Origin of the sequence: Streptomyces sp. BF23-19 (genome assembly GCF_041106355.1) — a bacterium.
GTDB classification, from domain to species: Bacteria; Actinomycetota; Actinomycetes; order Streptomycetales; family Streptomycetaceae; genus Streptomyces; species Streptomyces virginiae_A.
Window position 1 is genome coordinate 114,466 of the sequence record NZ_JBGBPT010000006.1, and the last position, 22,127, is coordinate 136,592.

Below are 22,127 nucleotides of genomic sequence, written 5' to 3' on the forward strand. Positions count from 1 at the left end.
GTGGGACTACCAGCGGTAGTGCGCGAAGGCCTTGTTGGACTCGGCCATCTTGTGCGTGTCCTCGCGCTTCTTGACGGCAGCGCCAAGACCGTTGGAGGCGTCGAGCAGCTCGTTCATGAGGCGCTCGGTCATGGTCTTCTCACGACGGGCGCGGGAGTAACCCACGAGCCAGCGGAGGGCCAGGGTCGACTGGCGACCCGGCTTGACCTCGACGGGGACCTGGTAGGTCGCGCCACCGACACGGCGGGACTTGACCTCGAGGGACGGCTTGACGTTCTCCAGCGCGCGCTTCAGCGTGATGACCGGGTCGTTGCCGGTCTTCTCGCGGAGGCCTTCCATGGCGCCGTAAACGATGCGCTCGGCGGTGGAGCGCTTGCCGTTCAGGAGGATCTTGTTGATGAGCGACGTCACCAGAGGAGATGCGTAGACCGGGTCGATGATGACCGGGCGCTTCGGGGCGGGGCCCTTACGAGGCATTCTTACTTCTCCTTCTTGGCGCCGTAGCGGCTGCGGGCCTGCTTGCGGTTCTTGACAGCCTGGGTGTCAAGCGCACCGCGGATGATCTTGTAACGAACACCCGGCAGGTCCTTCACACGGCCACCACGCACGAGCACGATCGAGTGCTCCTGCAGGTTGTGTCCCTCACCCGGAATGTAAGCGGTGACCTCGATGCCGGAGGTCAGACGCACACGCGCGACCTTACGGAGCGCCGAGTTCGGCTTCTTCGGGGTGGTCGTGAACACACGCGTGCAGACGCCGCGACGCTGGGGCGAAGCCTCAAGCGCGGGGGTCTTTGTCTTCTCGACCTTGTCCTGCCGGCCCTTACGGACCAGCTGCTGGATCGTAGGCACTACTTCTCCGGTTTCTGTGTGCCGTGTAGTGAAACTAACCTGGAACTCCCCCGACCCACGCGGTCGGGTGTGTCGAACACTGCACGCTTTCACCGAAGTGAGTCGGGCGCAGATTGCGGTGTGGTCTTCTCGGCTCTCCGCGGGGTCTTAAGCACACGCGGGAGCCCAGGGCACACCCCAGGCACAAGGTCAGAGCGTACCTACCTCACAGAGGTAGGTCAAAACAAATGCCCAGCACGAAAACCCGCCGCGCGCAAGTGGGGAGCGGCCCGATCGGCCCTGTGCCCCACCCCGGCGCCCTAAACTGACAGCTTGACCGGGCGCGGGACGCCTACGAGTCGATCAGCAGGGAGCAGCACATTGGGGACCGTGGCACCTGAGCCGACCACAGTCGACGCCCGCCTCCCGGCCCCCCGCAGACCGGCCCCGCACAGAACCGCCATCCGCCGGATCACCCGGGCCCGCGGCCCCCTGCTGGCCTTACTGATCGCCTCGGCCGCCTTCTGCGCGGCCTGGGTGGCCCGCGGCACCTTCCCCTTCGGGAACACCGGTCGGGCCCTGAACGACCAGGCCAACCAGTACGTGCCCTTCCACCGGGCGCTGTGGGACCTGGTCCACGGGCAGGCCGCCGGAGACCTGCTCTTCACCTGGCGCGGCGGCTTCGGACAGCAGTTCCTCGCCGATTACCACACCTACCTCGGCAACCCCTTCTCCTGGTTGGCCGTCCTCGTCCCCCGCGCCCACGTCGACCTCGCCGTCTTCGCGATCACCCCCCTCACGCTGGGCACCGCCGCGGCCGTGATGACGGTCTACCTCGGCAAGCTGCACCCCGGCCCGTGGTGGCAGCGGGGCGTGCTCGGAGCGACGTACGGCCTGTGCGGCTGGGCGCTCAGCGACGCCTCGTACATCCCGATGTGGCTCTGGGGCCTGGTCGCGTTCCCGATGCTCGGCATCGCCGTCGAGTGGTGCCTGGAGGAGCGCCGCTGGCCCGGCGTGGCTCTGCTGGTCGCGCTCGCCTGGTTCGGGAACTTCTACACCGCGATGATGGCCACGATGGCCGCCTGCGTGCTGCTGGCCATCCGCATGATCACCCGTGACATGACGGGCCGGCAGCGGCTGCGCGCGCTGTGGCGCGCCGCGACCGCCACCGGCACCGGGGTCCTGCTGACCCTGCCGCTGCTCCTGCCGTCGTTCCTGGCCAGCGGGGCCGCGCAGCCCACCAAGGCCGCCGCCTTCGACCCCGTACGGATCGAGCTCTTCCTCGCCGGCATGCTCCCGGCCACACACCTGTGGGGCGGCCGCCCCCGGCTCTACGTCGCCTCGCTCGCCCTGATCCTGGCCGGCTCCTTCCTCCTCAACACCACCGTCGCGCGGCGGACCCGCCTGGTGTGGGCGGTCGCCACCGCGCTGGTCCTCGCCTCCTTCCAGTTCCCGCCCACGCAGTACGTGTGGCACGGGCTGGCGGTGCCGAACGGCAACCCGTACCGCGAGACCTTCGTCTTCAGCGCCATGGTGGTGGTGCTGGCCTGGCTGGCGCTGGCCAACCGGCCGCGCCCGCTGCACGTGGCCCTGGTCGCCGCCCTCCTGGTGGCGGCCACCTTCGTCCTGCGGCGCGCCGACGACTTCGGTGGGTGGACCTGGCCCGCCGTGCTCGGCGGCGGCGCGGTCTCCCTGCTGGCCCTGGTCCTGCTGCGGCTCGGCGAGAAGCGCCGGTTCCTGATCCCGGTGGCCGCCGCCCTGATGATCGGCGTCGTGTTCGCCGAGTCCACGGTGGCCGCCGCCAACGCGGACGCCCGCCGGGCCCGCGAGCGCTGGGCCAAGCCCGTCATCACGTCCGACCGCTCGATCGGCAACCACTTCGAGGCCGTACGGGACGTGGCAGGCTGGCCCGCCCACCGGACCGACTCGGGTGCGCCGCAGAGCGCGTACAACGACGCCCTGGCGCTGCGCGCGGAGGGGCCGCAGTACTACAGCAGCTACCTCCCCGAGGCCACCTACCAGGCCCTGGAGCCCCTGGGCTACGGCTTCAAGAACGACGGCCGGACCTTCTTCGGCGCCGACGACCCGGTACTCGACGCGATCTTCTCGATCGGCGCGCGGGTCCGCCCGGGGACCACCCCGGGCACCTGGACGGCCTCGAAGTTCCCCGCGCCCCCGCTGGTCACCGTCCGCACCGCGCCGTACACCTCCCCCAACCCGGCCGACAGCGTCTACGCCCGCCAGGAGAACGTCCTGGGCACCACCGTCCACCAGGTCCCGCCCGTCACCCGCGGCGGCACCGCCACCGAGCAGACGTACACCGCCCGCTGCACCCCCGGCTCCGAGGCCTACTGGTACTCCCCCGCCCTGTACGGCACCGTCCGCGCCGGTGATGGCCCCCAGCGGCTCCTGGAGGACCGGATGACCGGCGTGACCCCGCTGGGCACCGTCCCCGCCTCGGGCCGGGTCGACGTCACCGTGCAGACCCGTACGAAGGACGCGGACGCGGGCGCGTACCCGCTCGGCTGCCTGGACCGCGCGGCGCTCGACGCGGCCGTCCGGCACCTCACCGCCACCGGCGCCACCGCGGTCCGTCCGGGCGGCCACACCATCGCGGCCACCCTCCCCACGCCCGCCGGCGGCACGGCCGTCATCGCCACGACCGCCATCCCCGGCTGGCAGTGCTCGGCCCCCCTGAAGCCCTTCCACGGCCTGCTTGCCGTGGACCTCCCGCCGGGCACCACCACGTTCTCCTGCACCTTCACCCCGAAGGGCCTCGCCCCGGGCCTGGCGGGCGCCGCCCTGGCCCTGCTGGCCCTCGCCGCGGTCCAGGTCACCACCCTCCGCCGCCGACACCGCTGACCGCCCCGAGGCGACCCGGCGACGTCCTCGCGGCCCCCAGGGAACGAAGAAGCCCCCCGCCGCTCCTCTCGGAGCGGCGGGGGGCTTCTTCTTACGAGCTCTTAGCCGTTGTACGGGCCGTAGTCGTAGTCCTCCAGCGGGACAGCCTGGCCGGAGCCGGAGCCGAAGGGCGAGTAGTCGATGTCGTCGTAACCGACGGCCGAGTACATCGCTGCCTTGGCTTCCTCGGTGGGCTCCACCCGGATGTTGCGGTAGCGGGCGAGGCCCGTACCGGCCGGGATGAGCTTACCGATGATGACGTTCTCCTTGAGGCCGATGAGGCTGTCGGACTTGGCGTTGATCGCCGCATCCGTCAGGACTCGGGTCGTCTCCTGGAAGGAGGCGGCCGACAGCCAGGATTCCGTCGCCAGCGAGGCCTTGGTGATACCCATCAGCTGCGGACGGCCGGAGGCGGGGTGACCGCCCTCGGTGACCACACGACGGTTCTCGGTCTCGAACTTCGACCGCTCGACCAGCTCGCCCGGCAGGAGCTCCGCGTCGCCGGACTCGATGATCGTCACGCGGCGCAGCATCTGCCGGATGATGATCTCGATGTGCTTGTCGTGGATCGACACGCCCTGCGAGTTGTAGACCTTCTGGACTTCGCCGACCAGGTGGACCTGGACGGCACGCTGACCGAGGATGCGCAGCACGTCGTGCGGGTTGGTGGCACCCATGGTGAGCTTCTGGCCCACCTCGACGTGGTCGCCCTCGTGCACGATGACCTTGGCGCGCTTCGAGATCGGGAACGCCGTCTCGTCGCTGCCGTCGTCGGGCGTGATGACGATCTTCTTCGTCTTCTCGGTCTCCTCGATCCGCACGCGGCCTGCGGCCTCGGAGATCGGGGCGACACCCTTCGGGGTACGGGCCTCGAAGAGCTCGACGACACGCGGCAGACCCTGCGTGATGTCGTCACCGGCCACACCACCGGTGTGGAAGGTACGCATCGTCAGCTGGGTACCGGGCTCACCGATGGACTGGGCGGCGATGATGCCGACCGCCTCACCGATGTCGACCAGCTTGCCGGTGGCGAGCGAGCGTCCGTAGCAGAAGGCACAGGTGCCGACCGCGGACTCACAGGTCAGGACCGAGCGGGTCTTGACCTCCTCGACGCCGTTGGCGACCAGTGCGTCGATGAGCACGTCACCGAGGTCGACGTTGGCCGGCGCGATGACCTTGCCGTCGATGACGACGTCCTCGGCCAGCATGCGGGCGTAGATCGAGGTCTCGACGTCGTCGGCCTTGCGCAGCACGCCGTCCTCGCCGCGAACGGCGATCTTCAGCTTCAGACCGCGCTCGGTGCCACAGTCCTCCTCGCGGATGATCACGTCCTGCGAGACGTCCACCAGACGACGGGTCAGGTAACCCGAGTCGGCGGTACGCAGGGCGGTGTCCGCCAGACCCTTACGGGCACCGTGCGTGGAGATGAAGTACTCCAGAACGGTGAGGCCCTCACGGAAGGACGCCTTGATCGGACGCGGGATGGTCTCGTTCTTCGCGTTCGACACCAGACCACGCATACCGGCGATCTGTCGCATCTGCATCATGTTTCCTCGGGCACCCGAGTCAACCATCATGAAGATGGGGTTCGTCTTGGGGAAGTTCGCGTTCATCGCCTCGGCAACCTCGTTGGTCGCCTTGGTCCAGATCGCGATGAGCTCCTGCGTGCGCTCGTCCTTGGTGATCAGACCGCGCTCGTACTGCTTCTGGACCTTCTCGTCCATCGCCTCGTAGCCCGCGACGATGGCCTTCTTGGCCTCGGGCACGACGACGTCGGAGATGGCCACGGTGACGCCCGAACGGGTCGCCCAGTGGAAGCCGGCCGCCTTCAGGTTGTCGAGCGTCGCCGCCACGATGACCTTGGGGTAGCGCTCCGCCAGGTCGTTGACGATCTCGGAGAGCTGCTTCTTGCCCACCGAGTAGTCGACGAACGGGTAGTCCTCGGGCAGCAGCTCGTTGAAGAGCGCGCGACCCAGGGTCGTCTTCAGACGGAAGCTGTCGCCCGGCTGGAACTCCTGCTCGCCCTCTTCGGCGACCGGCGCCACCCAACCGCGCGGCGGGATGGTGCCCACCGGGAAGCGGATGTCGACGGACGACTGGAGCGCGAGCTCGCCGTTGTCGAACGCCATGGTCGCCTCGGCCGTGGAGCCGAACGCGCGGCCCTCGCCCTTGGTGTCACGGAGCTCACCGTCGGTGGTCAGGAAGAACAGACCGAGGACCATGTCCTGGGTCGGCATCGTGACCGGACGGCCGTCGGCCGGCTTGAGGATGTTGTTCGAGGACAGCATCAGGATGCGGGCCTCGGCCTGCGCCTCCGCGGAGAGCGGCAGGTGCACGGCCATCTGGTCACCGTCGAAGTCCGCGTTGAACGCGGTGCAGACGAGCGGGTGGATCTGGATGGCCTTGCCTTCGACCAGCTGGGGCTCGAAGGCCTGGATGCCGAGGCGGTGCAGCGTGGGCGCACGGTTCAGCAGAACCGGGTGCTCGGCGATGACCTCTTCGAGGACGTCGTAGACGACCGTGCGGCCGCGCTCGACCATCCGCTTGGCGCTCTTGATGTTCTGCGCGTGGTTCAGGTCGACCAGGCGCTTCATCACGAACGGCTTGAAGAGCTCCAGCGCCATGGCCTTGGGCAGACCGCACTGGTGCAGCTTCAGCTGCGGACCGACGACGATCACGGAACGCGCGGAGTAGTCCACACGCTTACCGAGAAGGTTCTGACGGAATCGACCCTGCTTACCCTTCAGCATGTCGCTGAGGGACTTCAGGGGACGGTTACCGGGACCGGTCACCGGACGACCACGACGACCGTTGTCGAAGAGGGCGTCCACGGCCTCCTGAAGCATGCGCTTCTCGTTGTTCACGATGATCTCGGGGGCACCGAGGTCGAGGAGACGCTTCAGACGGTTGTTGCGGTTGATCACGCGGCGGTACAGGTCGTTCAGGTCGGAGGTCGCGAAGCGGCCACCGTCCAGCTGCACCATCGGACGCAGGTCCGGCGGGATCACCGGCACGCAGTCCAGAACCATGCCCTTGGGCTTGTTGCTGGTCTGCAGGAACGCGGAGACGACCTTGAGGCGCTTGAGCGCACGGGTCTTCTTCTGGCCCTTGCCGGTACGGATGATCTCGCGGAGGCGCTCGGCCTCCTCCTCGAGGTCGAAGGACTCCAGGCGCTTCTGCAGCGCGGCGGCGCCCATGCAACCGTCGAAGTACGTGCCGAAGCGGTCACGCAGCTCGCGGTAGAGGAGCTCGTCGCCCTCCAGGTCCTGGACCTTGAGGTTCTTGAAGCGGGCCCACACCTCGTCGAGGCGGTCGATCTCGCGCTGGGCGCGGTCACGGAGCTGCTTCATCTCGCGCTCGGCACCTTCGCGCACCTTGCGGCGTACGTCGGCCTTCGCGCCCTCGGCCTCGAGCTCGCCCAGGTCGGTCTCGAGCTTCTTGGCCCGGCCTTCGAGGTCCGCGTCACGGCGGTTCTCGATCTGCTGGCGCTCGACGGAGACGTGCGCCTCCAGCGACGGGAGGTCGCGGGTGCGACGCTCGTCGTCGACGAACGTGATCATGTACGCGGCGAAGTAGATGACCTTCTCGAGGTCCTTCGGCGCGAGGTCCAGCAGGTATCCGAGGCGCGACGGGACGCCCTTGAAGTACCAGATGTGGGTGACGGGAGCGGCAAGCTCGATGTGGCCCATCCGCTCACGGCGCACCTTGGCGCGCGTGACCTCGACGCCACAACGCTCACAGATGATGCCCTTGAAGCGGACACGCTTGTACTTGCCGCAGTAGCACTCCCAGTCCCGGGTAGGACCGAAGATCTTCTCGCAGAAGAGTCCGTCCTTCTCGGGCTTGAGGGTGCGGTAGTTGATGGTCTCCGGCTTCTTGACCTCGCCGTGCGACCAGGTTCGGATGTCGTCCGCGGTGGCAAGGCCGATCCGCAGCTCGTCGAAGAAGTTGACGTCGAGCACTGTGCGTCAATCCCTCTTTCGGGGTCGAGTCTCAATCATGGTCTGAACGGTCCCGGGGATGACGGGGGGCTCTTGAGCGAGCCCCCCGTCAGGCCCGTCAGACCTCTTCGACGCTGCTCGGCTCGCGCCGGGACAGGTCGATACCGAGCTCCTCCGCCGCGCGGAAGACGTCCTCGTCGGTGTCGCGCATCTCGATGGACATGCCGTCCGAGGACAGCACCTCCACGTTGAGGCAGAGCGACTGCATTTCCTTGATGAGCACCTTGAAGGACTCGGGAATGCCCGGCTCGGGGATGTTCTCGCCCTTGACGATGGCCTCGTAGACCTTCACGCGACCGGTGACGTCGTCGGACTTGATGGTCAGCAGCTCCTGGAGGGCGTAAGCGGCGCCATAAGCCTCGAGCGCCCACACCTCCATCTCACCGAAGCGCTGGCCACCGAACTGCGCCTTACCACCCAGCGGCTGCTGCGTGATCATCGAGTACGGACCGGTCGACCGAGCGTGGAGCTTGTCGTCGACCAGGTGGTGGAGCTTGAGGATGTACATGTACCCGATCGAGATCGGGTCCGGGAACGGCTCGCCGGAGCGGCCGTCGAACAGACGCGCCTTACCGGACGGGAGGACCAGGCGGTCACCGTCGCGGTTCGGGATGGTGTGCTCGAAGAGGCCGGCGAGCTCATCCTCGCGGGCACCGTCGAACACGGGGGTGGCGACGTTGGTACCGGGCTCGACACGGTCGGCCCCGATGACCTTCAGACGCTCGGCCCACTCCTCGCCGAGCCCGGAGACGTCCCAGCCGCGGCTGGCGAGCCAGCCGAGGTGGATCTCCAGGACCTGTCCCGGGTTCATTCGGGACGGGACACCCAGCGGGTTCAGGATGATGTCGACCGGCGTGCCGTCCTCAAGGAAGGGCATGTCCTCGATCGGAAGGATCTTGGAGATGACACCCTTGTTGCCGTGGCGGCCGGCGAGCTTGTCACCGTCGGTGATCTTGCGCTTCTGGGCGACGTAGACGCGGACCAGCTGGTTCACGCCCGGAGGAAGCTCGTCGCCCTCCTCGCGGTCGAAGACGCGGACACCGATGACCTTGCCGATCTCACCGTGAGGGACCTTGAGCGAGGTGTCACGCACCTCGCGGGCCTTCTCACCGAAGATCGCGCGGAGCAGGCGCTCCTCCGGGGTCAGCTCGGTCTCACCCTTGGGCGTGACCTTGCCGACCAGGATGTCGCCGGCGACGACGTCCGCACCGATGCGGATGATGCCGCGCTCGTCGAGGTCGGCGAGGACCTCCTCGGAGACGTTCGGGATGTCCCGGGTGATCTCCTCGGGGCCCAGCTTGGTGTCACGGGCGTCGACCTCGTGCTCCTCGATGTGGATCGAGGAGAGGACGTCGTCCTGCACGAGGCGCTGCGACAGGATAATCGCGTCCTCGTAGTTGTGACCTTCCCAGGGCATGAACGCGACGAGCAGGTTCTTGCCGAGGGCCATTTCGCCCTCTTCGGTCGCGGGACCGTCGGCGAGGACCTGGGACTCGATGATCCGGTCACCCTCGTTGACGATGACCTTCTGGTTGACCGAGGTGCCCTGGTTCGAGCGGGAGAACTTGGCGACGCGGTACGTGGTGTACGTGCCGTCGTCGTTGGCGACGGTGATGTAGTCGGCCGAGACCTCCTGGACGACACCGTCCTTCTCCGCACGGATCGAGTCACCGGCGTCGACCGCACAGCGGTACTCCATGCCGGTGCCCACGAGCGGGGCCTCCGCCTTGATGAGCGGAACGGCCTGCCGCATCATGTTCGCGCCCATGAGGGCACGGTTGGCGTCGTCGTGCTCCAGGAAGGGGATCATCGCGGTCGCGACGGACACCATCTGGCGCGGGGAGACGTCCATGTAGTCGACGTCGTCGCCGGCGATGTAGTCGATCTCGCCGCCACGACGACGCACCAGCACGCGGTTCTCGGTGAAGCGCATGTCCTCGGACAGGCCGGCGTTGGCCTGGGCGATGACGAAGCGGTCTTCCTCGTCGGCCGTGAGGTAGTCGACCTCGTCGGTGACGACACCGTCGATGACCTTGCGGTACGGGGTCTCGACGAAACCGAACGCGTTGACGCGACCGTAGGAGGCGAGCGAGCCGATCAGACCGATGTTCGGGCCTTCAGGGGTCTCGATCGGGCACATGCGGCCGTAGTGCGACGGGTGAACGTCACGGACCTCGAAGCCGGCCCGCTCACGGGACAGACCGCCGGGGCCCAGCGCCGACAGGCGGGGCTTGTGGGTCAGGCCCGAGAGCGGGTTGTTCTGGTCCATGAACTGCGACAGCTGGCTGGTGCCGAAGAACTCCTTGATGGAGGCGACGACCGGCCGGATGTTGATCAGGGTCTGCGGCGTGATGGCCTCGACGTCCTGGGTCGTCATGCGCTCGCGGACGACGCGCTCCATACGAGCCAGACCCGTGCGGACCTGGTTCTGGATGAGCTCGCCGACGTTGCGCAGACGACGGTTGCCGAAGTGGTCGATGTCGTCGGTCTCGACGACGATCGAACGGCCGGACTCACCGGTGGTCTCGGTCTCGCCGGCGTGCAGCTTGACCAGGTACTTGATGGTCGCGATGACGTCGTCGGTGGTGAGCACACCGGCGTCGAGCGGCTCGTCGGCGCCGAGCTTCTTGTTCACCTTGTAGCGGCCGACCTTGGCGAGGTCGTAGCGCTTCGGGTTGAAGTAGAGGTTCTCGAGCAGCGTCTGAGCGGCCTCGCGGGTCGGCGGTTCGCCCGGACGCAGCTTGCGGTAGATGTCGAGCAGCGCGTCGTCCTGACCCTGGGTGTGGTCCTTCTCCAGGGTGGCGCGCATGGACTCGTACTCGCCGAACTCCTCGAGGATCTGCTCGGTGGTCCAGCCGAGAGCCTTCAGGAGGACGGTGACGGACTGCTTGCGCTTGCGGTCGATGCGGACACCGACCATGTCGCGCTTGTCGATCTCCATCTCGAGCCAGGCACCCCGGGACGGGATGATCTTGGCCGCGAAGATGTCCTTGTCGGACGTCTTGTCGATGGAGGAGTCGAAGTAGACACCGGGGGAGCGGACAAGCTGCGACACGACGACACGCTCGGTGCCGTTGATGACGAAGGTGCCCTTGTTGGTCATGAGCGGGAAATCGCCCATGAAGACCGTCTGAGACTTGATCTCTCCGGTCTCGTTGTTCGTGAACTCGGCTGTGACGAACAGCGGCGCCGCGTACGTGAAGTCGCGGTCCTTGCACTCGTCGACAGAGTTCTTCGCCGGCTCGAAACGGTGGTCGCGGAAGGTCAGCGACATCGACCCGGAGAAGTCCTCGATCGGCGAGATCTCCTCGAAGATCTCTTCCAGACCGGACTTGGTGGGGACGTCCTGTCCACTCTCAAGCGCCGACTCGACGCGAGACTTCCAGGCGGCATTGCCGAGAAGCCAGTCAAAGCTCTCGGTCTGCAGCGCCAGGAGGTTCGGAACCTCGAGGGGCTCCTTGATCTTTGCAAAGGAGATGCGCAGCGGGGCGGTGCTGGCACCGTTGTTCGTATTGGTCGAGGCGTTGCGCGAGGCGGCCAAGAGGGGGTCCTTCCGAGGGCTCGGACTCACTACGCGCGTACCGGTCCCAGCAGACACAGAAGACAAGCCCCCCAAATCCAACCGAAAAGGCCAGGTCAGGGTGGATCAATCAAGTGTGCTCAAGCGTGGGCATGTCCCTGGCGACGGGCAGGGGACAGCTAACAGGCAGCGCAAAGGGTCAGTGTAGCCACTCGGCTCACTGATGTCCAGACCAGGTTTCCGGAAACCGGCAACAGGCCTTCCCCATGTCGTTCAACCAACACTGTGTCCAACGCTGCGGCGCCCGTACTCGTGCACAGAGCGCGTATCAGTACTGCCCTCTTCGTAGTCGATCCATGCCTCGGATCTCGGATCCAGGCGGTCGACCTCTCGACGGGACTGAGAATTGCGCGCCGCGTCCCGTTCGTCAAGGCCCCCTGCTCCGAGCGGATCATCTTCGGACCCTGCTCCTGAGCAACGATGATCACCCTACTCCCCAACGAGACCAGGGCAAGTCAGGCACTGCGGGTACGCCAAAGGGCGACCACCCTTACGGGTGATCGCCCTTTGATGAGGCCCAGGAGGGCCTCAGAGGTGTTACTTGACCTCGACAGCCGCGCCGGCAGCCTTGAGGGACTCGGCGGCCTTGTCAGCGGCCTCCTTGGCGACCTTCTCGAGGACCGGCTTCGGAGCGCCGTCCACGAGGTCCTTGGCCTCCTTCAGACCCAGGGAGGTCAGCTCACGCACGACCTTGATGACCTGGATCTTCTTGTCGCCGGCACCGGTGAGGATGACGTCGAACTCGTCCTGCTCCTCGGGGGCGTCGGCAACCGGGCCACCGGAGACCGGGGCGGCGGCGACGGCCGCGGCGGCGGTGACGTCGAACTTCTCCTCGAAGGCCTTCACGAACTCGGAGAGCTCGATGAGGGTCATCTCCTCGAACTGGGCGAGGAGGTCGTCCTGAGAGAGCTTCGCCATGATGGGCGATCCTTCCACTAAATCGGCAGGTGCCGGATGTATATAGAGGCGGGCGTAACGGCCCGCTACGACCCACGCACTAGGCGGCGTGGATCAGTGCGCGAGCCGAATTACTCGGCACCGCCCTGCTCGGCGAGCTTGACGCGAAGCGCTTCCGCGGTGCGGACGAACTTCGACGGCAGCGCCTGGAAGAGCGAGGCAGCCTGAGACTGCTTGCCCTTGAACGCGCCGGCCAGCTTGCTGAGCAGAACCTCGCGGGACTCGAGGTCCGCAAGCTTCTTGATCTCATCGGCGGTGAGCGCCTTACCATCAAGGACACCCGCCTTGATGATGAGGTTCGGGTTGTCCTTGGCGAAGTCACGCAGGCTCTTCGCCGACTCCACCGGGTCACCGGTGATGAAGGCGACCGCGGTCGGACCAGCGAAGTGCTCGTCCAGCGCGGTGATCCCGGCCTGGTTGGCCGCAATCTTGGTCAGCGTGTTCTTCACCACGGCGTACTGGGCGTTCTCACCAAGGGAGCGACGCAGCGTCTTGAGCTGCGCGACGGTGAGACCCCGGTACTCGGTCAGCACGGCGGCGTTCGAGCTCTGGAACGCGTCCTTGAGCTCGGCTACCGATGCAGCCTTGTTGGGCGTCGGCATGGTGCGTTCGCCTCCTTCCGGGTGATGAGGACCGCTCAGAAGGGGCTGAACAAAAAACGCCCCGGCGCAGGCGCCAGGGCGTGGCTCGACCGGAACGAATTCCGGGAACCTTCCACAGTCACCTACGCGGGTCGTCCGCATTCAACGGATCCTTCGGCCACCGAACCCTTGCGGGCACGGCAACGACCAGCGGTCTTTGGCTTCTGGAGAAGACTACGTGAAGGGGTGCAGCCGAGGCAAATCGCCTCAGGAGTCGAGGTCCAGGCCGCCCGGTCCGGCGTCCCGGAGCTTCTTGTCGGCCTCCCGCAGCGTGCGGTCGGCCTCCTTCTCGAAGGTGGTGATGTGCTTCACGGCCTTTGTCGTGCTGGGCGTCGATACCGTCGGCCGTCTTCTCCGTGCCGACGTGCGTGAGCTTCTCCTGGCCCAGCAGCATCGCGAGGTACTCGGCCGGGTCGTCGTCGAGCCGGAGCCCGGGCTCGCCGCCCTTGGCCAGGTCCGTGCTCATCCAGGACTTGCCGTCCCGGGGCTCGGCCGCGGCACGCGGGGCGGTCAGGCCCCCGCGCCGAGTTCACCCAGTTGCTCGAACATCGCGAGCAGGTCGAAGGTCTCGTTCTCCGACGGCGTCCGGACCGTGGCCCCGGTGCCGTAGTCCGAGTAGGAGGCGTCCATCTTCACGGTCCCCTGCGGCGTCCCGATGCCGACCTTCATGTGGACCGGGTGGCCGTCCTTGTCGACCCAGACGTCCATGTCGTAGCCCTTGATGCCGGCCTTCTTCATGGCCTCGACGAGCTGCGCGCGCTCGGCGTCGGACAGCGCCTTGCCGGACCCGTCCGCCGCAAGCAGCTCCTTGAGCGTCAGGGTGCCCTTGTAGCGCTCGGCGTCCACGCCCTCGACCTTCTCGGCTCCGAGGTGCTTCACGTTCGGCGAGCTGAGCAGCAGGGCGAGCTGCTTGGCCGGGTCCTGGTTCTGGTCCACGCCGCTCATGCCGCTCATGCCGCTGAGCTTCTTGAGCGCCTCGGCGTCGCCGGAGGCCTGCGCCACCGCATCGAGGTCCAGCTTCATCCAGTGCTTGCCCTCCAGGCCCCCGGTCATCGGGGAGTCCTTCGGCGCCTCCATGAACACGACGTCGTTCGACATGATCATGCGCAGGGAGTCGGCGCCCGACCCCCGAGGGAGCGCGCCCTTCATGGTGACGTCCATGACCCGCGGGTCCCAGCCCTGGACGCCGCTCATCTCCACGGTGCCGCCCGCGCCGAGCGATGCGGGCATCGTCATGGTCATGCGGAACTTGGCCGACTTCGCGGCGGAGGTCTTCTTGTACGCGGCCGCGAGCGCCTCGGTGGCGGCACCGTCCACCACGGGACGGTCCGACAGCGCGATCTCCCCGCCCTCGCATGCCGTGGCACCACCGACGAGCAGTACGGCGGCCAGCGCTGCGCCGATGGCCTTCTTCCGGTACGCGGACACGCGCATCCCCCACCCCGTGATCAATCGCTTGTTCGAGCCGACCCTACGTTCCCCCTGCCGGATCGCGCCCCGTGACGCCCCGCTCGAGGGACGTGTGGCCCGGAACACGGAAGCGGGCCCCCCGCCACCCTGTGAAGGGGGCGAGGGGCCCGCTGAGCCACTCGGTGAGCCGTCAGGCTCAGACAGCAGCCGGGTCTTCCTCGACGAGGAGGTTCCGGGTGCGGTTCGAGTCCAGGTGGATGCCGGGGCCCATCGTGGTGCTGAGGGCGGCCTTCTTGATGTAGCGGCCCTTCGCGGCGGACGGCTTCAGACGAAGGATCTCGTCCAGGGCCGCGCCGTAGTTCTCGACCAGCTGCTCATCGGAGAAGGAGACCTTGCCGATGATGAAGTGCAGGTTCGAGTGCTTGTCGACGCGGAACTCGATCTTGCCACCCTTGATCTCGGTGACAGCCTTCGCGACGTCCATCGTGACGGTGCCGGTCTTCGGGTTCGGCATCAGGCCACGGGGACCGAGCACGCGGCCGAGGCGGCCGACCTTGCCCATGAGGTCCGGGGTGGCCACAACGGCGTCGAACTCGTTCAGGCGGTTGCCCTTGGCGATCTCGTTGATCAGCTCGTCGTCGCCGACAATGTCGGCCCCGGCGGCTTCCGCGGCCGCAGCACGGTCACCGGTCGCGAAGACCAGGACCCGGGCGGTCTTGCCGGTGCCGTGCGGGAGGTTCACGGTGCCGCGGACCATCTGGTCGGCCTTGCGCGGGTCGACACCCAGGCGGAAGGCGACCTCGACGGTGCTGTCGAACTTGGTCGTGGAGGTCTCCTTGGCGAGACGGACGGCCTCGAGCGGGGCGTACAGCTTCTCCCGGTCGACCTTGGCGTCCGCAGCGCGGAGAGTCTTGCTGCGCTTCACTTCTGCTCCTGTGTTTTGGCTTCAGGCATGGAGTCGTGGTGCGGACCAGCGCTTGGTCCTACCACTGATGGTGCTGGGGTGGCTGGATCAGCCTTCGACGGTGACGCCCATCGAACGCGCGGTGCCGGCAATGATCTTGACGGCGGCGTCGATGTCGTTGGCGTTCAGGTCGGGCATCTTCAGCTCGGCGATCTCCTTGACCTGGGCAGCCGTGAGCTTGGCGACCTTGGTCTTGTGGGGCTCGCCGGAGCCCTTCTCGATGCCCGCGTGCTTCAGGATGAGGCGCGCGGCCGGCGGAGTCTTGGTGATGAAGGTGAAGGAGCGGTCGTCGTAGACCGTGATCTCCACCGGCACGACCATGCCACGCTGCGACTCGGTCGCGGCGTTGTAGGCCTTGCAGAACTCCATGATGTTGACGCCGTGCTGACCGAGCGCGGGGCCGACCGGCGGAGCCGGGTTGGCCGCACCGGCCTTGATCTGGAGCTTGATAAGCCCCGTGACCTTCTTCTTCTTGGGAGGCATTGCTCTCTCCGGGTCCTAGTGAGAGTTTTCAGCCGCCCATCCGGTCATCCGGATGGAGGCATACCGCACCACGATAACGGGTATCGGTGCGGGGCTAAAAACCGAGCAGGTCAGACCGCCCTTCACGGGGCGATCTGACCTGTCCGGAAGCTGTCGCTCAGAAGATCAGTTCTTCTGGATCTGGTCGAAGCTGAGCTCGACCGGGGTCTCGCGGCCGAAGATCTCGACGAGGCCCTTGACCTTCTTCGAGTCGGGGTTGATCTCGTTGATGGTCGCCTGCAGCGTCGCGAACGGGCCGTCGGTGACGGTGACCGAGTCGCCGACCTCGAAGTCCAGGACCTCGATGGTGCGCTTGACGGCGGGCGCGGGCAGACCGGCCTCTTCCGCGGCGGCCTTGGCGGCCTTCTCCTGCGCCTCCGGGGCGAGCATCTTGACGATCTCGTCCAGGGTCAGCGGGTACGGGTCGTACGCGTTGCCGACGAAGCCGGTGACGCCAGGCGTGTTGCGGACGACGCCCCAGGACTCGTTCGTCAGATCCATGCGGACGAGAACGTAGCCGGGCAGCTTGTTCTGCCGGACGTTCTTGCGCTCGCCGTTCTTGATCTGGACGATCTCTTCCTCGGGCACCTCGGCCTGGTAGATGAACTCCTCGACGTTCAGCGAGACGGCGCGCTGCTCCAGGTTGGCCTTCACGCGCTTCTCGTAGCCGGCGTAGGTGTGGATCACGTACCACTCGCCGGGGAGCAGGCGCAGCTCCTCGCGCAGGGCCTGGATGGGGTCGACGGGCTCGGCGGGCTCGACCGGAGCGGCCTCTTCGGCCTCTTCCTCGTCGGCCTCGGCGTCGTCAGCAGCCTCTTCGACCGCAGCGTCGACCTCGGCGTCAGCCTCGTCCTCGTCCTCGTCCTCGTCGGACTCGACGTGCAACGCGGCTTCCTCGGCGGCGGCACCCGCCTCGGCGTCGGCGAGCTCGGCCTCGTCGGGGTCCACAGCGTCTGCCGCCTCGACGATGTCGAGCTCGTCCTCGACGGACTCGACGGAGTCGTGGCTCGCGTTCAGGTTCGGGTCAGACACGGTGGCTGCTTCTTCCTGGATACAAAAGGTGGTGGAACATGCGAAAACGGGCGACACCATCAAGGCGCCGCCCTCCGCGGGGATCAGCCGAAGACGAACTTGATGGCTTTTTCGAACCCAAAGTCAATCACGGTAACCAGACCGATCATGATGACCACGAAGACAATCACCACGGTGGTGTACGTCGTGAGCTGGTTGCGAGTAGGCCAGACAACCTTGCGGAGTTCCGCGACAATCTGGCGGTAGAAAAGCGCGAGACGGCCCAGAGGGCCCTTCTTGCCGCGCTTGCCGCCCTTGCGGGCCTTCTTCTCGCGCGTCTCGTCCTCGGCGTCAGGCATGTCGATGGAGCCCAGGGCGTCCGTCACGTCTCTCACCTGAATCCGGGTCGTGGCCGTACCGCGCCCGGTTGCGCCGCACGGCGTTGCATCTAAGTACGTACCTGCGCACACACGTCCGAGATGGAGTGTGGAGCAGGGCCGGAGGGACTCGAACCCCCAACCGCTGGTTTTGGAGACCAGTGCTCTACCAATTGAGCTACGACCCTTTGCGTCCCCCAACCTACCGCATCCGAGCGAGTGCACGGAGTGCTCACGCTTCTCAGCGGCTGGCGAGGGCCAACGACAGGTGAGTGTACGTGAACCGGGACCTGACGTCGAACAGCACCCGAGCTGACATGCGGCAGTCCGTTGACTGAAACGGTGTGCGGGGCTTCTTTGCCGTCTGGGACGATTGCTCGTATGACCTCTGCAACGCCTTCCTCCGAGCGCCGGGTGTCCGCCCGTATCGGCGCCATTTCCGAGTCCGCCACCCTCGCCGTGGACGCCAAGGCCAAGGCCCTCAAGGCCGCCGGACGCCCGGTGATCGGCTTCGGTGCCGGCGAGCCCGACTTCCCGACCCCGGACTACATCGTCGAGGCCGCGGTCGAGGCCTGCCGCAACCCCAAGTACCACCGCTACACGCCGGCCGGCGGTCTGCCCGAGCTCAAGGCCGCGATCGCCGCCAAGACGCTGCGCGACTCCGGCTACGAGGTCGAGGCCTCGCAGGTCCTGGTGACCAACGGTGGCAAGCAGGCGATCTACGAGGCCTTCGCGGCCATCCTGGACCCGGGTGACGAGGTCATCGTCCCGGCTCCGTACTGGACCACCTACCCGGAGTCCATCCGTCTCGCCGGCGGTGTCCCGGTCGAGGTCGTCGCCGACGAGACCACCGGCTACCGCGTCTCCGTCGAGCAGTTGGAGGCCGCGCGCACCGAGCGCACCAAGGTCGTCCTGTTCGTCTCCCCGTCCAACCCGACCGGCTCGGTCTACAGCGAGGCCGACGCGAAGGCGATCGGCGAGTGGGCCGCCGAGCACGGCCTGTGGGTGCTGACGGACGAGATCTACGAGCACCTGGTCTACGGCGAGGCGAAGTTCACCTCGCTGCCGGTCCTGGTCCCGGCCCTGCGCGACAAGTGCATCATTGTCAACGGCGTCGCCAAGACGTACGCCATGACCGGTTGGCGCGTGGGCTGGGTCATCGCCCCGCAGGACGTCATCAAGGCGGCGACCAACCTTCAGTCGCACGCCACCTCGAACGTCTCCAACGTGGCCCAGGTCGCCGCGCTGGCCGCCGTCTCGGGCAACCTCGACGCGGTCGCGGAGATGCGTAAGGCCTTCGACCGCCGTCGCCAGACGATGGTGAAGATGCTCAACGAGATCGACGGCGTCTTCTGCCCGACCCCCGAGGGCGCGTTCTACGCGTACCCGTCGGTCAAGGAGCTCCTCGGCAAGGAGATCCGCGGCAAGCGCCCGCAGAGCTCCGTCGAGCTCGCCGCCCTGATCCTGGACGAGGTCGAGGTCGCGGTCGTCCCGGGCGAGGCCTTCGGCACCCCCGGCTACCTGCGCCTGTCCTACGCCCTGGGCGACGAGGACCTGGTGGAGGGCGTGTCCCGCATCCAGAAGCTCCTGGCGGAGGCCAAGGCCTGACAGCCACCTGAGGCGGCGGCTCCCCGGTGCGGGGGGGGCCGCCGCTTTTTCAGGCCCCGCCGGCGTTCGCGGCGCGGGTCCGGGGCGGAGCCCCGATCTTCAGCCCCGCCGGCGTTCGCGGCGCGGGTCCGGGGCGGAGGCCGGATCTTCAGCCCCGCCGGCGTTTGAGGCGCGGGTCCGGGCGGCGCCCGGAAGGCCCCCGCGCAGCGGATCCGCACCCGTTCACGCGTTCGCGCAAGCCCCCGATCGGTAAAACCCCCTCCCGCCGGGCGCAGCGGTACGGCAGGATCACCAGATGGAGCACGCACGCGATCTCACGCTTCTGCCCAAGGCCCACCTCCACCTGCACTTCACCGGGTCGATGCGGCCATCGACCCTGCTGGAGCTCGCCGACAAGTACGGCGTGCGCCTTCCCGACGCCCTGACGGCCGGGGAGCCGCCCAAGCTCCGCGCCACCGATGAGCGCGGCTGGTTCCGCTTCCAGCGGCTCTACGACGCCGCCCGCTCCTGCCTGCGCGAGCCCGACGACATCCGGCGTCTGGTCCGCGAGGCCGCGGAGGAGGACGTACGGGACGGCAGCGGCTGGCTGGAGATCCAGGTGGATCCCACCTCCTACGCCCCCCTGCTCGGCGGAATGATCCCGGCCGTGGAGATCATCCTGGACGCCGTGGACGCGGCCTCCCGCGAGACCGGCCTCGGCATGCGGGTCCTCATCGCCGCGAACCGCATGAAGCACCCCCTCGACGCCCGCACCCTCGCCCGCCTCGCCGTCCGCTACGCCGACCGCGGCATCGTCGGCTTCGGCCTCTCCAACGACGAGCGCCGCGGCATGGCCCGTGACTTCGACCGGGCCTTCGCGATCGCCCGTGAGGGCGGCCTCCTCGCCGCCCCGCACGGCGGCGAGCTCACCGGACCGTCCTCCGTCCGCGACTGCCTCGACGACCTGCACGCCTCCCGCATCGGGCACGGGGTGCGGGCCGCCGAGGATCCCCGGCTGCTCAAGCGGCTCGCCGACCGGCAGATCACCTGCGAGGTCTGCCCGGCCTCCAACGTCGCCCTCGGGGTCTACGAGCGGCCCGAGGACGTCCCGCTGCGCACCCTCTTCCAGGCCGGGGTCCCCATGGCGCTGGGCGCCGACGACCCGCTGCTCTTCGGGTCCCGGCTCGCGGCCCAGTACGAGATCGCCCGCCGCCACCACGCCTTCACGGACGCGGAACTCGCCGAGCTGGCCCGCCAGTCGGTACGCGGCAGCGCGGCGCCCGAAGAGGTACAGGCCAAGCTGCTGTCGGGGATCGACCACTGGCTCACCGGGTGAGCCGCAGGTCCCCCTCGTAGCAGTCGGCGCGTACCCGCCCGCCGTCCAGGAAGCCGATCTCCAGGTGGGTGCGGCCCTGCTCGGGCAGGGCGAACTCGGCGACCGAGGCGACGGTCTCGCCGAGGTGCCGCAGGAAGGGGTGGTCACCGAGGTCCTCACCGACCTCGATGCGGCCCCACTCCCCCATGTCGTACGCCGCGTGCGGGGTGGCGGACTCGACGATGAGGCAGTGGTCGGATCCGGTGGTGATGCGGATGGTGTCGCCGATGCTGTCGATCAGCCAGACGTCGAGGGGCGCCTCGGAACGTTCGCCGTCGCTGATGTGCCAGGACGCCACGACTCGGCTGAGCGTGCGCCCCACGAGACGGGTGGGGTCCGTACCGGCCCCGTGCAGGGGACAGAGCATGGGCGGCCGGGGCTCCTCAGATGCTGACGCCGACCGTCACCGGTTCGTTGACCAAGGTGACGCCGAAGGCCGCGTGGACGCCCGCGACGACCTCGCGGGCCAAGGTGAGGAGGTCCTCGGTGGTGGCCTCGCCTCGGTTGGTGAGGGCGAGGGTGTGCTTGGTGGAGATGCGCGCCGGGCCGGTGCCGTAGCCCTTGGTGAAGCCGGCCTTGTCGATCAGCCAGGCCGCACTGGTCTTCGTACGGCCGTCGCCGGCGGGGTACGCGGGCGGGGCGGTGTCGGGGCCGAGGCGGTCCTGGGCGCGGGCGAGGAAGGCGGCGTAGGCCTCGTCGGTCAGGATCGGGTTGTGGAAGAAGGAGCCGGCCGACCAGGTGTCGTGGTCGGCGGGGTCGAGGACCATGCCCTTGCCGGCGCGCAGCCGCAGCACCGTCTCGCGGGCGGTGGCGGCGGGGACCCGGTCGCCGGCCTCGACGCCGAGGGCGCGGGCGGTCTCGGGGTACTTGATCGGCGCGGACAGGCCGCCGGCGTCCTCCAGGGCGAAGCGCACGCGCAGCACGACGTAGCGGTCGGGCTGGTCCTTGAAGGTGCTGTTGCGGTACCGGAAGGCGCACTCGGCGGCGCTCAGAGTGACCGTTTCGCCGGTGGTGCGGTCGTAGGCGACGACCTCGGTGATGGTGTCGCAGACCTCTTGGCCGTACGCGCCGACGTTCTGGATCGGGGTGGCGCCGGCCGAGCCGGGGATTCCGGCGAGGCACTCGATACCGGCGAGGCCGGTCTCGACGGTGCGGGCGACGGCGTCGCTCCAGTTCTCGCCGGCGGCGAGCTCCAGGGTGGTGCCGTCGAGGGTGAAGCCGGTGGTCGCGATGCGCAGGGCGGTGCCGTCGAAGCCGCGGTCGCCGATGACCAGGTTGCTGCCGCCGCCGATGATCAGGAGCGGGGTGCCGCTCTCGTCCGCGGCGCGCACGGTGGCGACGACCTCGGCGTCGGTGGTCGCGGTGACCAGGCGGGCGGCGGGACCACCGAGACGGAAGGTGGTCAGCGGGGCGAGGGGGGCATCGTGGAGTTCCTGCACGTGGACAAGAGTACGGTCCGTGCCCCTCGCATCCCTGCGGGGCCACGGACCGCACTCACTCGTCCCCCCTGCCGGGCGGGTCAGTGGCCCGCGCTCTGCTCGGCGAGGCGGCGTTCGGCCTCGGCCCAGGTGAGGGGGAGCTCGCGGGCCGGCACGGTCCAGTAGGTGAAGGCCGATTCCTTCATATAGGCGCCGGCGGCGCGGGAGCTGGAGCGGTGGGGCTCGCTGCGGGCGAAGCGGTGGAGCGCGTCCCGGTCCTCCCACGCGGAGAGGGTGAGGAAGGTACGGCGCAGGACGCGGGCGCGCAGGGCGACGCCGTGGGCACCGGGGGCCTTGCGGATCTGGAGGATGATGCCGGGCGCCTTGAGGAAGAACCGGAAGGCGCCGGCGAGCGTGGCGGTCTCGAAGCGGGAGGCCATGACGTAGACCTCGGCGTCGGGGGCGGCCTGGGTGGGCGTGGACCAGGGGATGTCGGGCACGGCGGGCACTCCTTGGCTGCGGGGCGGGGCGTACGGGGTGGTGGTGCCGGCGG

17 protein-coding genes and 1 tRNA gene are annotated in these 22,127 nt (G+C 68.1%); 3 read left to right on the top strand and 15 right to left on the bottom strand.

What is annotated here, in order from left to right; all coding sequences use genetic code 11:
* Positions 1 to 6: 6 nt before the first annotated feature.
* Together rpsG and rpsL are read right to left on the bottom strand one after the other, a co-directional pair.
* Positions 7 to 477, bottom strand: coding sequence for a 30S ribosomal protein S7 (rpsG, locus tag AB8A24_RS05810; RefSeq protein WP_007265894.1), 471 nt, complete (start codon positions 475 to 477; stop codon positions 7 to 9).
* Positions 478 to 479: 2 nt separating this feature from the next.
* Positions 480 to 851 carry a 30S ribosomal protein S12 gene (gene rpsL / locus AB8A24_RS05815; RefSeq protein WP_007265893.1) on the bottom strand — a complete coding sequence of 124 codons (372 nt, stop codon included), beginning with the start codon at positions 849 to 851 and terminating at the stop codon, positions 480 to 482.
* Between the two features lie 369 nt (positions 852 to 1,220).
* Between rpsL and AB8A24_RS05820 the strand changes: the two genes are divergently transcribed.
* The gene (locus tag AB8A24_RS05820; RefSeq protein ID WP_369474990.1) at positions 1,221 to 3,692 is read left to right on the top strand and encodes a YfhO family protein; all 2,472 of its coding nucleotides are present in this window, start codon (positions 1,221 to 1,223) and stop codon (positions 3,690 to 3,692) included.
* Positions 3,693 to 3,793: 101 nt separating this feature from the next.
* On the opposite strand, the gene AB8A24_RS05825 is transcribed toward AB8A24_RS05820, so the two are convergent.
* The 10 genes from AB8A24_RS05825 to AB8A24_RS05870 all read right to left on the bottom strand — a co-directional run bounded on the left by AB8A24_RS05825 (position 3,794) and on the right by AB8A24_RS05870 (position 17,382).
* Entirely contained in the window at positions 3,794 to 7,693 is a 3,900-nt protein-coding gene (locus AB8A24_RS05825; protein ID WP_030725970.1) for a DNA-directed RNA polymerase subunit beta', read from the bottom strand.
* 97 nt (positions 7,694 to 7,790) lie between these two features.
* On the bottom strand, positions 7,791 to 11,273 hold the full coding sequence (rpoB, locus tag AB8A24_RS05830) for a DNA-directed RNA polymerase subunit beta (RefSeq protein WP_369474992.1): 3,483 nt from the start codon (positions 11,271 to 11,273) through the stop codon (positions 7,791 to 7,793).
* A 576-nt stretch (positions 11,274 to 11,849) separates the two neighbouring features.
* On the bottom strand, positions 11,850 to 12,230 hold the full coding sequence (gene rplL, locus AB8A24_RS05835; protein ID WP_053682630.1) for a 50S ribosomal protein L7/L12: 381 nt from the start codon (positions 12,228 to 12,230) through the stop codon (positions 11,850 to 11,852).
* A 110-nt stretch (positions 12,231 to 12,340) separates the two neighbouring features.
* Positions 12,341 to 12,871 (bottom strand): 50S ribosomal protein L10, encoded by a 531-nt coding sequence (gene rplJ / locus AB8A24_RS05840; RefSeq protein WP_030008449.1) that lies wholly within the window; start codon positions 12,869 to 12,871, stop codon positions 12,341 to 12,343.
* A gap of 549 nt (positions 12,872 to 13,420) precedes the next feature.
* Positions 13,421 to 14,344: a hypothetical protein gene (locus tag AB8A24_RS05845; protein WP_369474995.1), complete on the bottom strand. Its 924-nt coding sequence runs from the start codon at positions 14,342 to 14,344 to the stop codon at positions 13,421 to 13,423.
* 172 nt (positions 14,345 to 14,516) lie between these two features.
* Positions 14,517 to 15,245, bottom strand: coding sequence for a 50S ribosomal protein L1 (rplA, locus tag AB8A24_RS05850; protein ID WP_328962075.1), 729 nt, complete (start codon positions 15,243 to 15,245; stop codon positions 14,517 to 14,519).
* A gap of 87 nt (positions 15,246 to 15,332) precedes the next feature.
* Entirely contained in the window at positions 15,333 to 15,767 is a 435-nt protein-coding gene (rplK, locus tag AB8A24_RS05855) for a 50S ribosomal protein L11 (RefSeq protein WP_030008445.1), read from the bottom strand.
* Positions 15,768 to 15,932: 165 nt separating this feature from the next.
* Entirely contained in the window at positions 15,933 to 16,838 is a 906-nt protein-coding gene (gene nusG, locus AB8A24_RS05860; protein WP_369474998.1) for a transcription termination/antitermination protein NusG, read from the bottom strand.
* Between the two features lie 83 nt (positions 16,839 to 16,921).
* On the bottom strand, positions 16,922 to 17,203 hold the full coding sequence (gene secE / locus AB8A24_RS05865; RefSeq protein ID WP_030388883.1) for a preprotein translocase subunit SecE: 282 nt from the start codon (positions 17,201 to 17,203) through the stop codon (positions 16,922 to 16,924).
* Positions 17,204 to 17,309: 106 nt separating this feature from the next.
* Positions 17,310 to 17,382 (bottom strand) — tRNA-Trp (locus AB8A24_RS05870).
* A 193-nt stretch (positions 17,383 to 17,575) separates the two neighbouring features.
* On the opposite strand from AB8A24_RS05870, the gene AB8A24_RS05875 reads away from it, so the two are divergent.
* Both AB8A24_RS05875 and AB8A24_RS05880 read left to right on the top strand, forming a co-directional pair.
* A complete protein-coding gene (locus AB8A24_RS05875) occupies positions 17,576 to 18,802 on the top strand; it encodes a pyridoxal phosphate-dependent aminotransferase (RefSeq protein ID WP_328962077.1) in 1,227 nt (408 codons plus the stop codon).
* 295 nt (positions 18,803 to 19,097) lie between these two features.
* Positions 19,098 to 20,117 carry an adenosine deaminase gene (locus AB8A24_RS05880; protein ID WP_369475000.1) on the top strand — a complete coding sequence of 340 codons (1,020 nt, stop codon included), beginning with the start codon at positions 19,098 to 19,100 and terminating at the stop codon, positions 20,115 to 20,117.
* On the opposite strand, the gene AB8A24_RS05885 is transcribed toward AB8A24_RS05880, so the two are convergent.
* The 3 genes from AB8A24_RS05885 to AB8A24_RS05895 are packed head-to-tail and all read right to left on the bottom strand — an operon-like array spanning position 20,107 to position 22,074.
* Positions 20,107 to 20,523 carry a hypothetical protein gene (locus AB8A24_RS05885; RefSeq protein ID WP_030725989.1) on the bottom strand — a complete coding sequence of 139 codons (417 nt, stop codon included), beginning with the start codon at positions 20,521 to 20,523 and terminating at the stop codon, positions 20,107 to 20,109. The two genes, AB8A24_RS05880 and AB8A24_RS05885, sit on opposite strands and share 11 nt — an antisense overlap.
* Positions 20,524 to 20,539: 16 nt before the next feature.
* The gene (locus tag AB8A24_RS05890) at positions 20,540 to 21,679 is read right to left on the bottom strand and encodes a UDP-N-acetylmuramate dehydrogenase (protein WP_328965887.1); all 1,140 of its coding nucleotides are present in this window, start codon (positions 21,677 to 21,679) and stop codon (positions 20,540 to 20,542) included.
* The gene (locus AB8A24_RS05895; RefSeq protein WP_328962078.1) at positions 21,676 to 22,074 is read right to left on the bottom strand and encodes a DUF3291 domain-containing protein; all 399 of its coding nucleotides are present in this window, start codon (positions 22,072 to 22,074) and stop codon (positions 21,676 to 21,678) included. Before AB8A24_RS05895 ends, AB8A24_RS05890 begins: the two co-directional genes overlap by 4 nt.
* Positions 22,075 to 22,127 lie beyond the last annotated feature (53 nt).

Excerpts from the sequence above, each read along its gene's own strand:
- AB8A24_RS05880 (WP_369475000.1), top strand. The coding sequence starts at position 19,098 with ATGGAGCACGCACGCGATCTCACGCTTCTGCCCAAGGCCCACCTCCAC.
- AB8A24_RS05845 (WP_369474995.1), bottom strand. The coding sequence starts at position 14,344 with ATGCGCGTGTCCGCGTACCGGAAGAAGGCCATCGGCGCAGCGCTGGCC.
- rplL (WP_053682630.1), bottom strand. The coding sequence starts at position 12,230 with ATGGCGAAGCTCTCTCAGGACGACCTCCTCGCCCAGTTCGAGGAGATG.
- rplK (WP_030008445.1), bottom strand. The coding sequence starts at position 15,767 with ATGCCTCCCAAGAAGAAGAAGGTCACGGGGCTTATCAAGCTCCAGATC.
- AB8A24_RS05885 (WP_030725989.1), bottom strand. The coding sequence starts at position 20,523 with ATGCTCTGTCCCCTGCACGGGGCCGGTACGGACCCCACCCGTCTCGTG.
- AB8A24_RS05875 (WP_328962077.1), top strand. The coding sequence starts at position 17,576 with ATGACCTCTGCAACGCCTTCCTCCGAGCGCCGGGTGTCCGCCCGTATC.
- rpsG (WP_007265894.1), bottom strand. The coding sequence starts at position 477 with ATGCCTCGTAAGGGCCCCGCCCCGAAGCGCCCGGTCATCATCGACCCG.
- rplJ (WP_030008449.1), bottom strand. The coding sequence starts at position 12,871 with ATGCCGACGCCCAACAAGGCTGCATCGGTAGCCGAGCTCAAGGACGCG.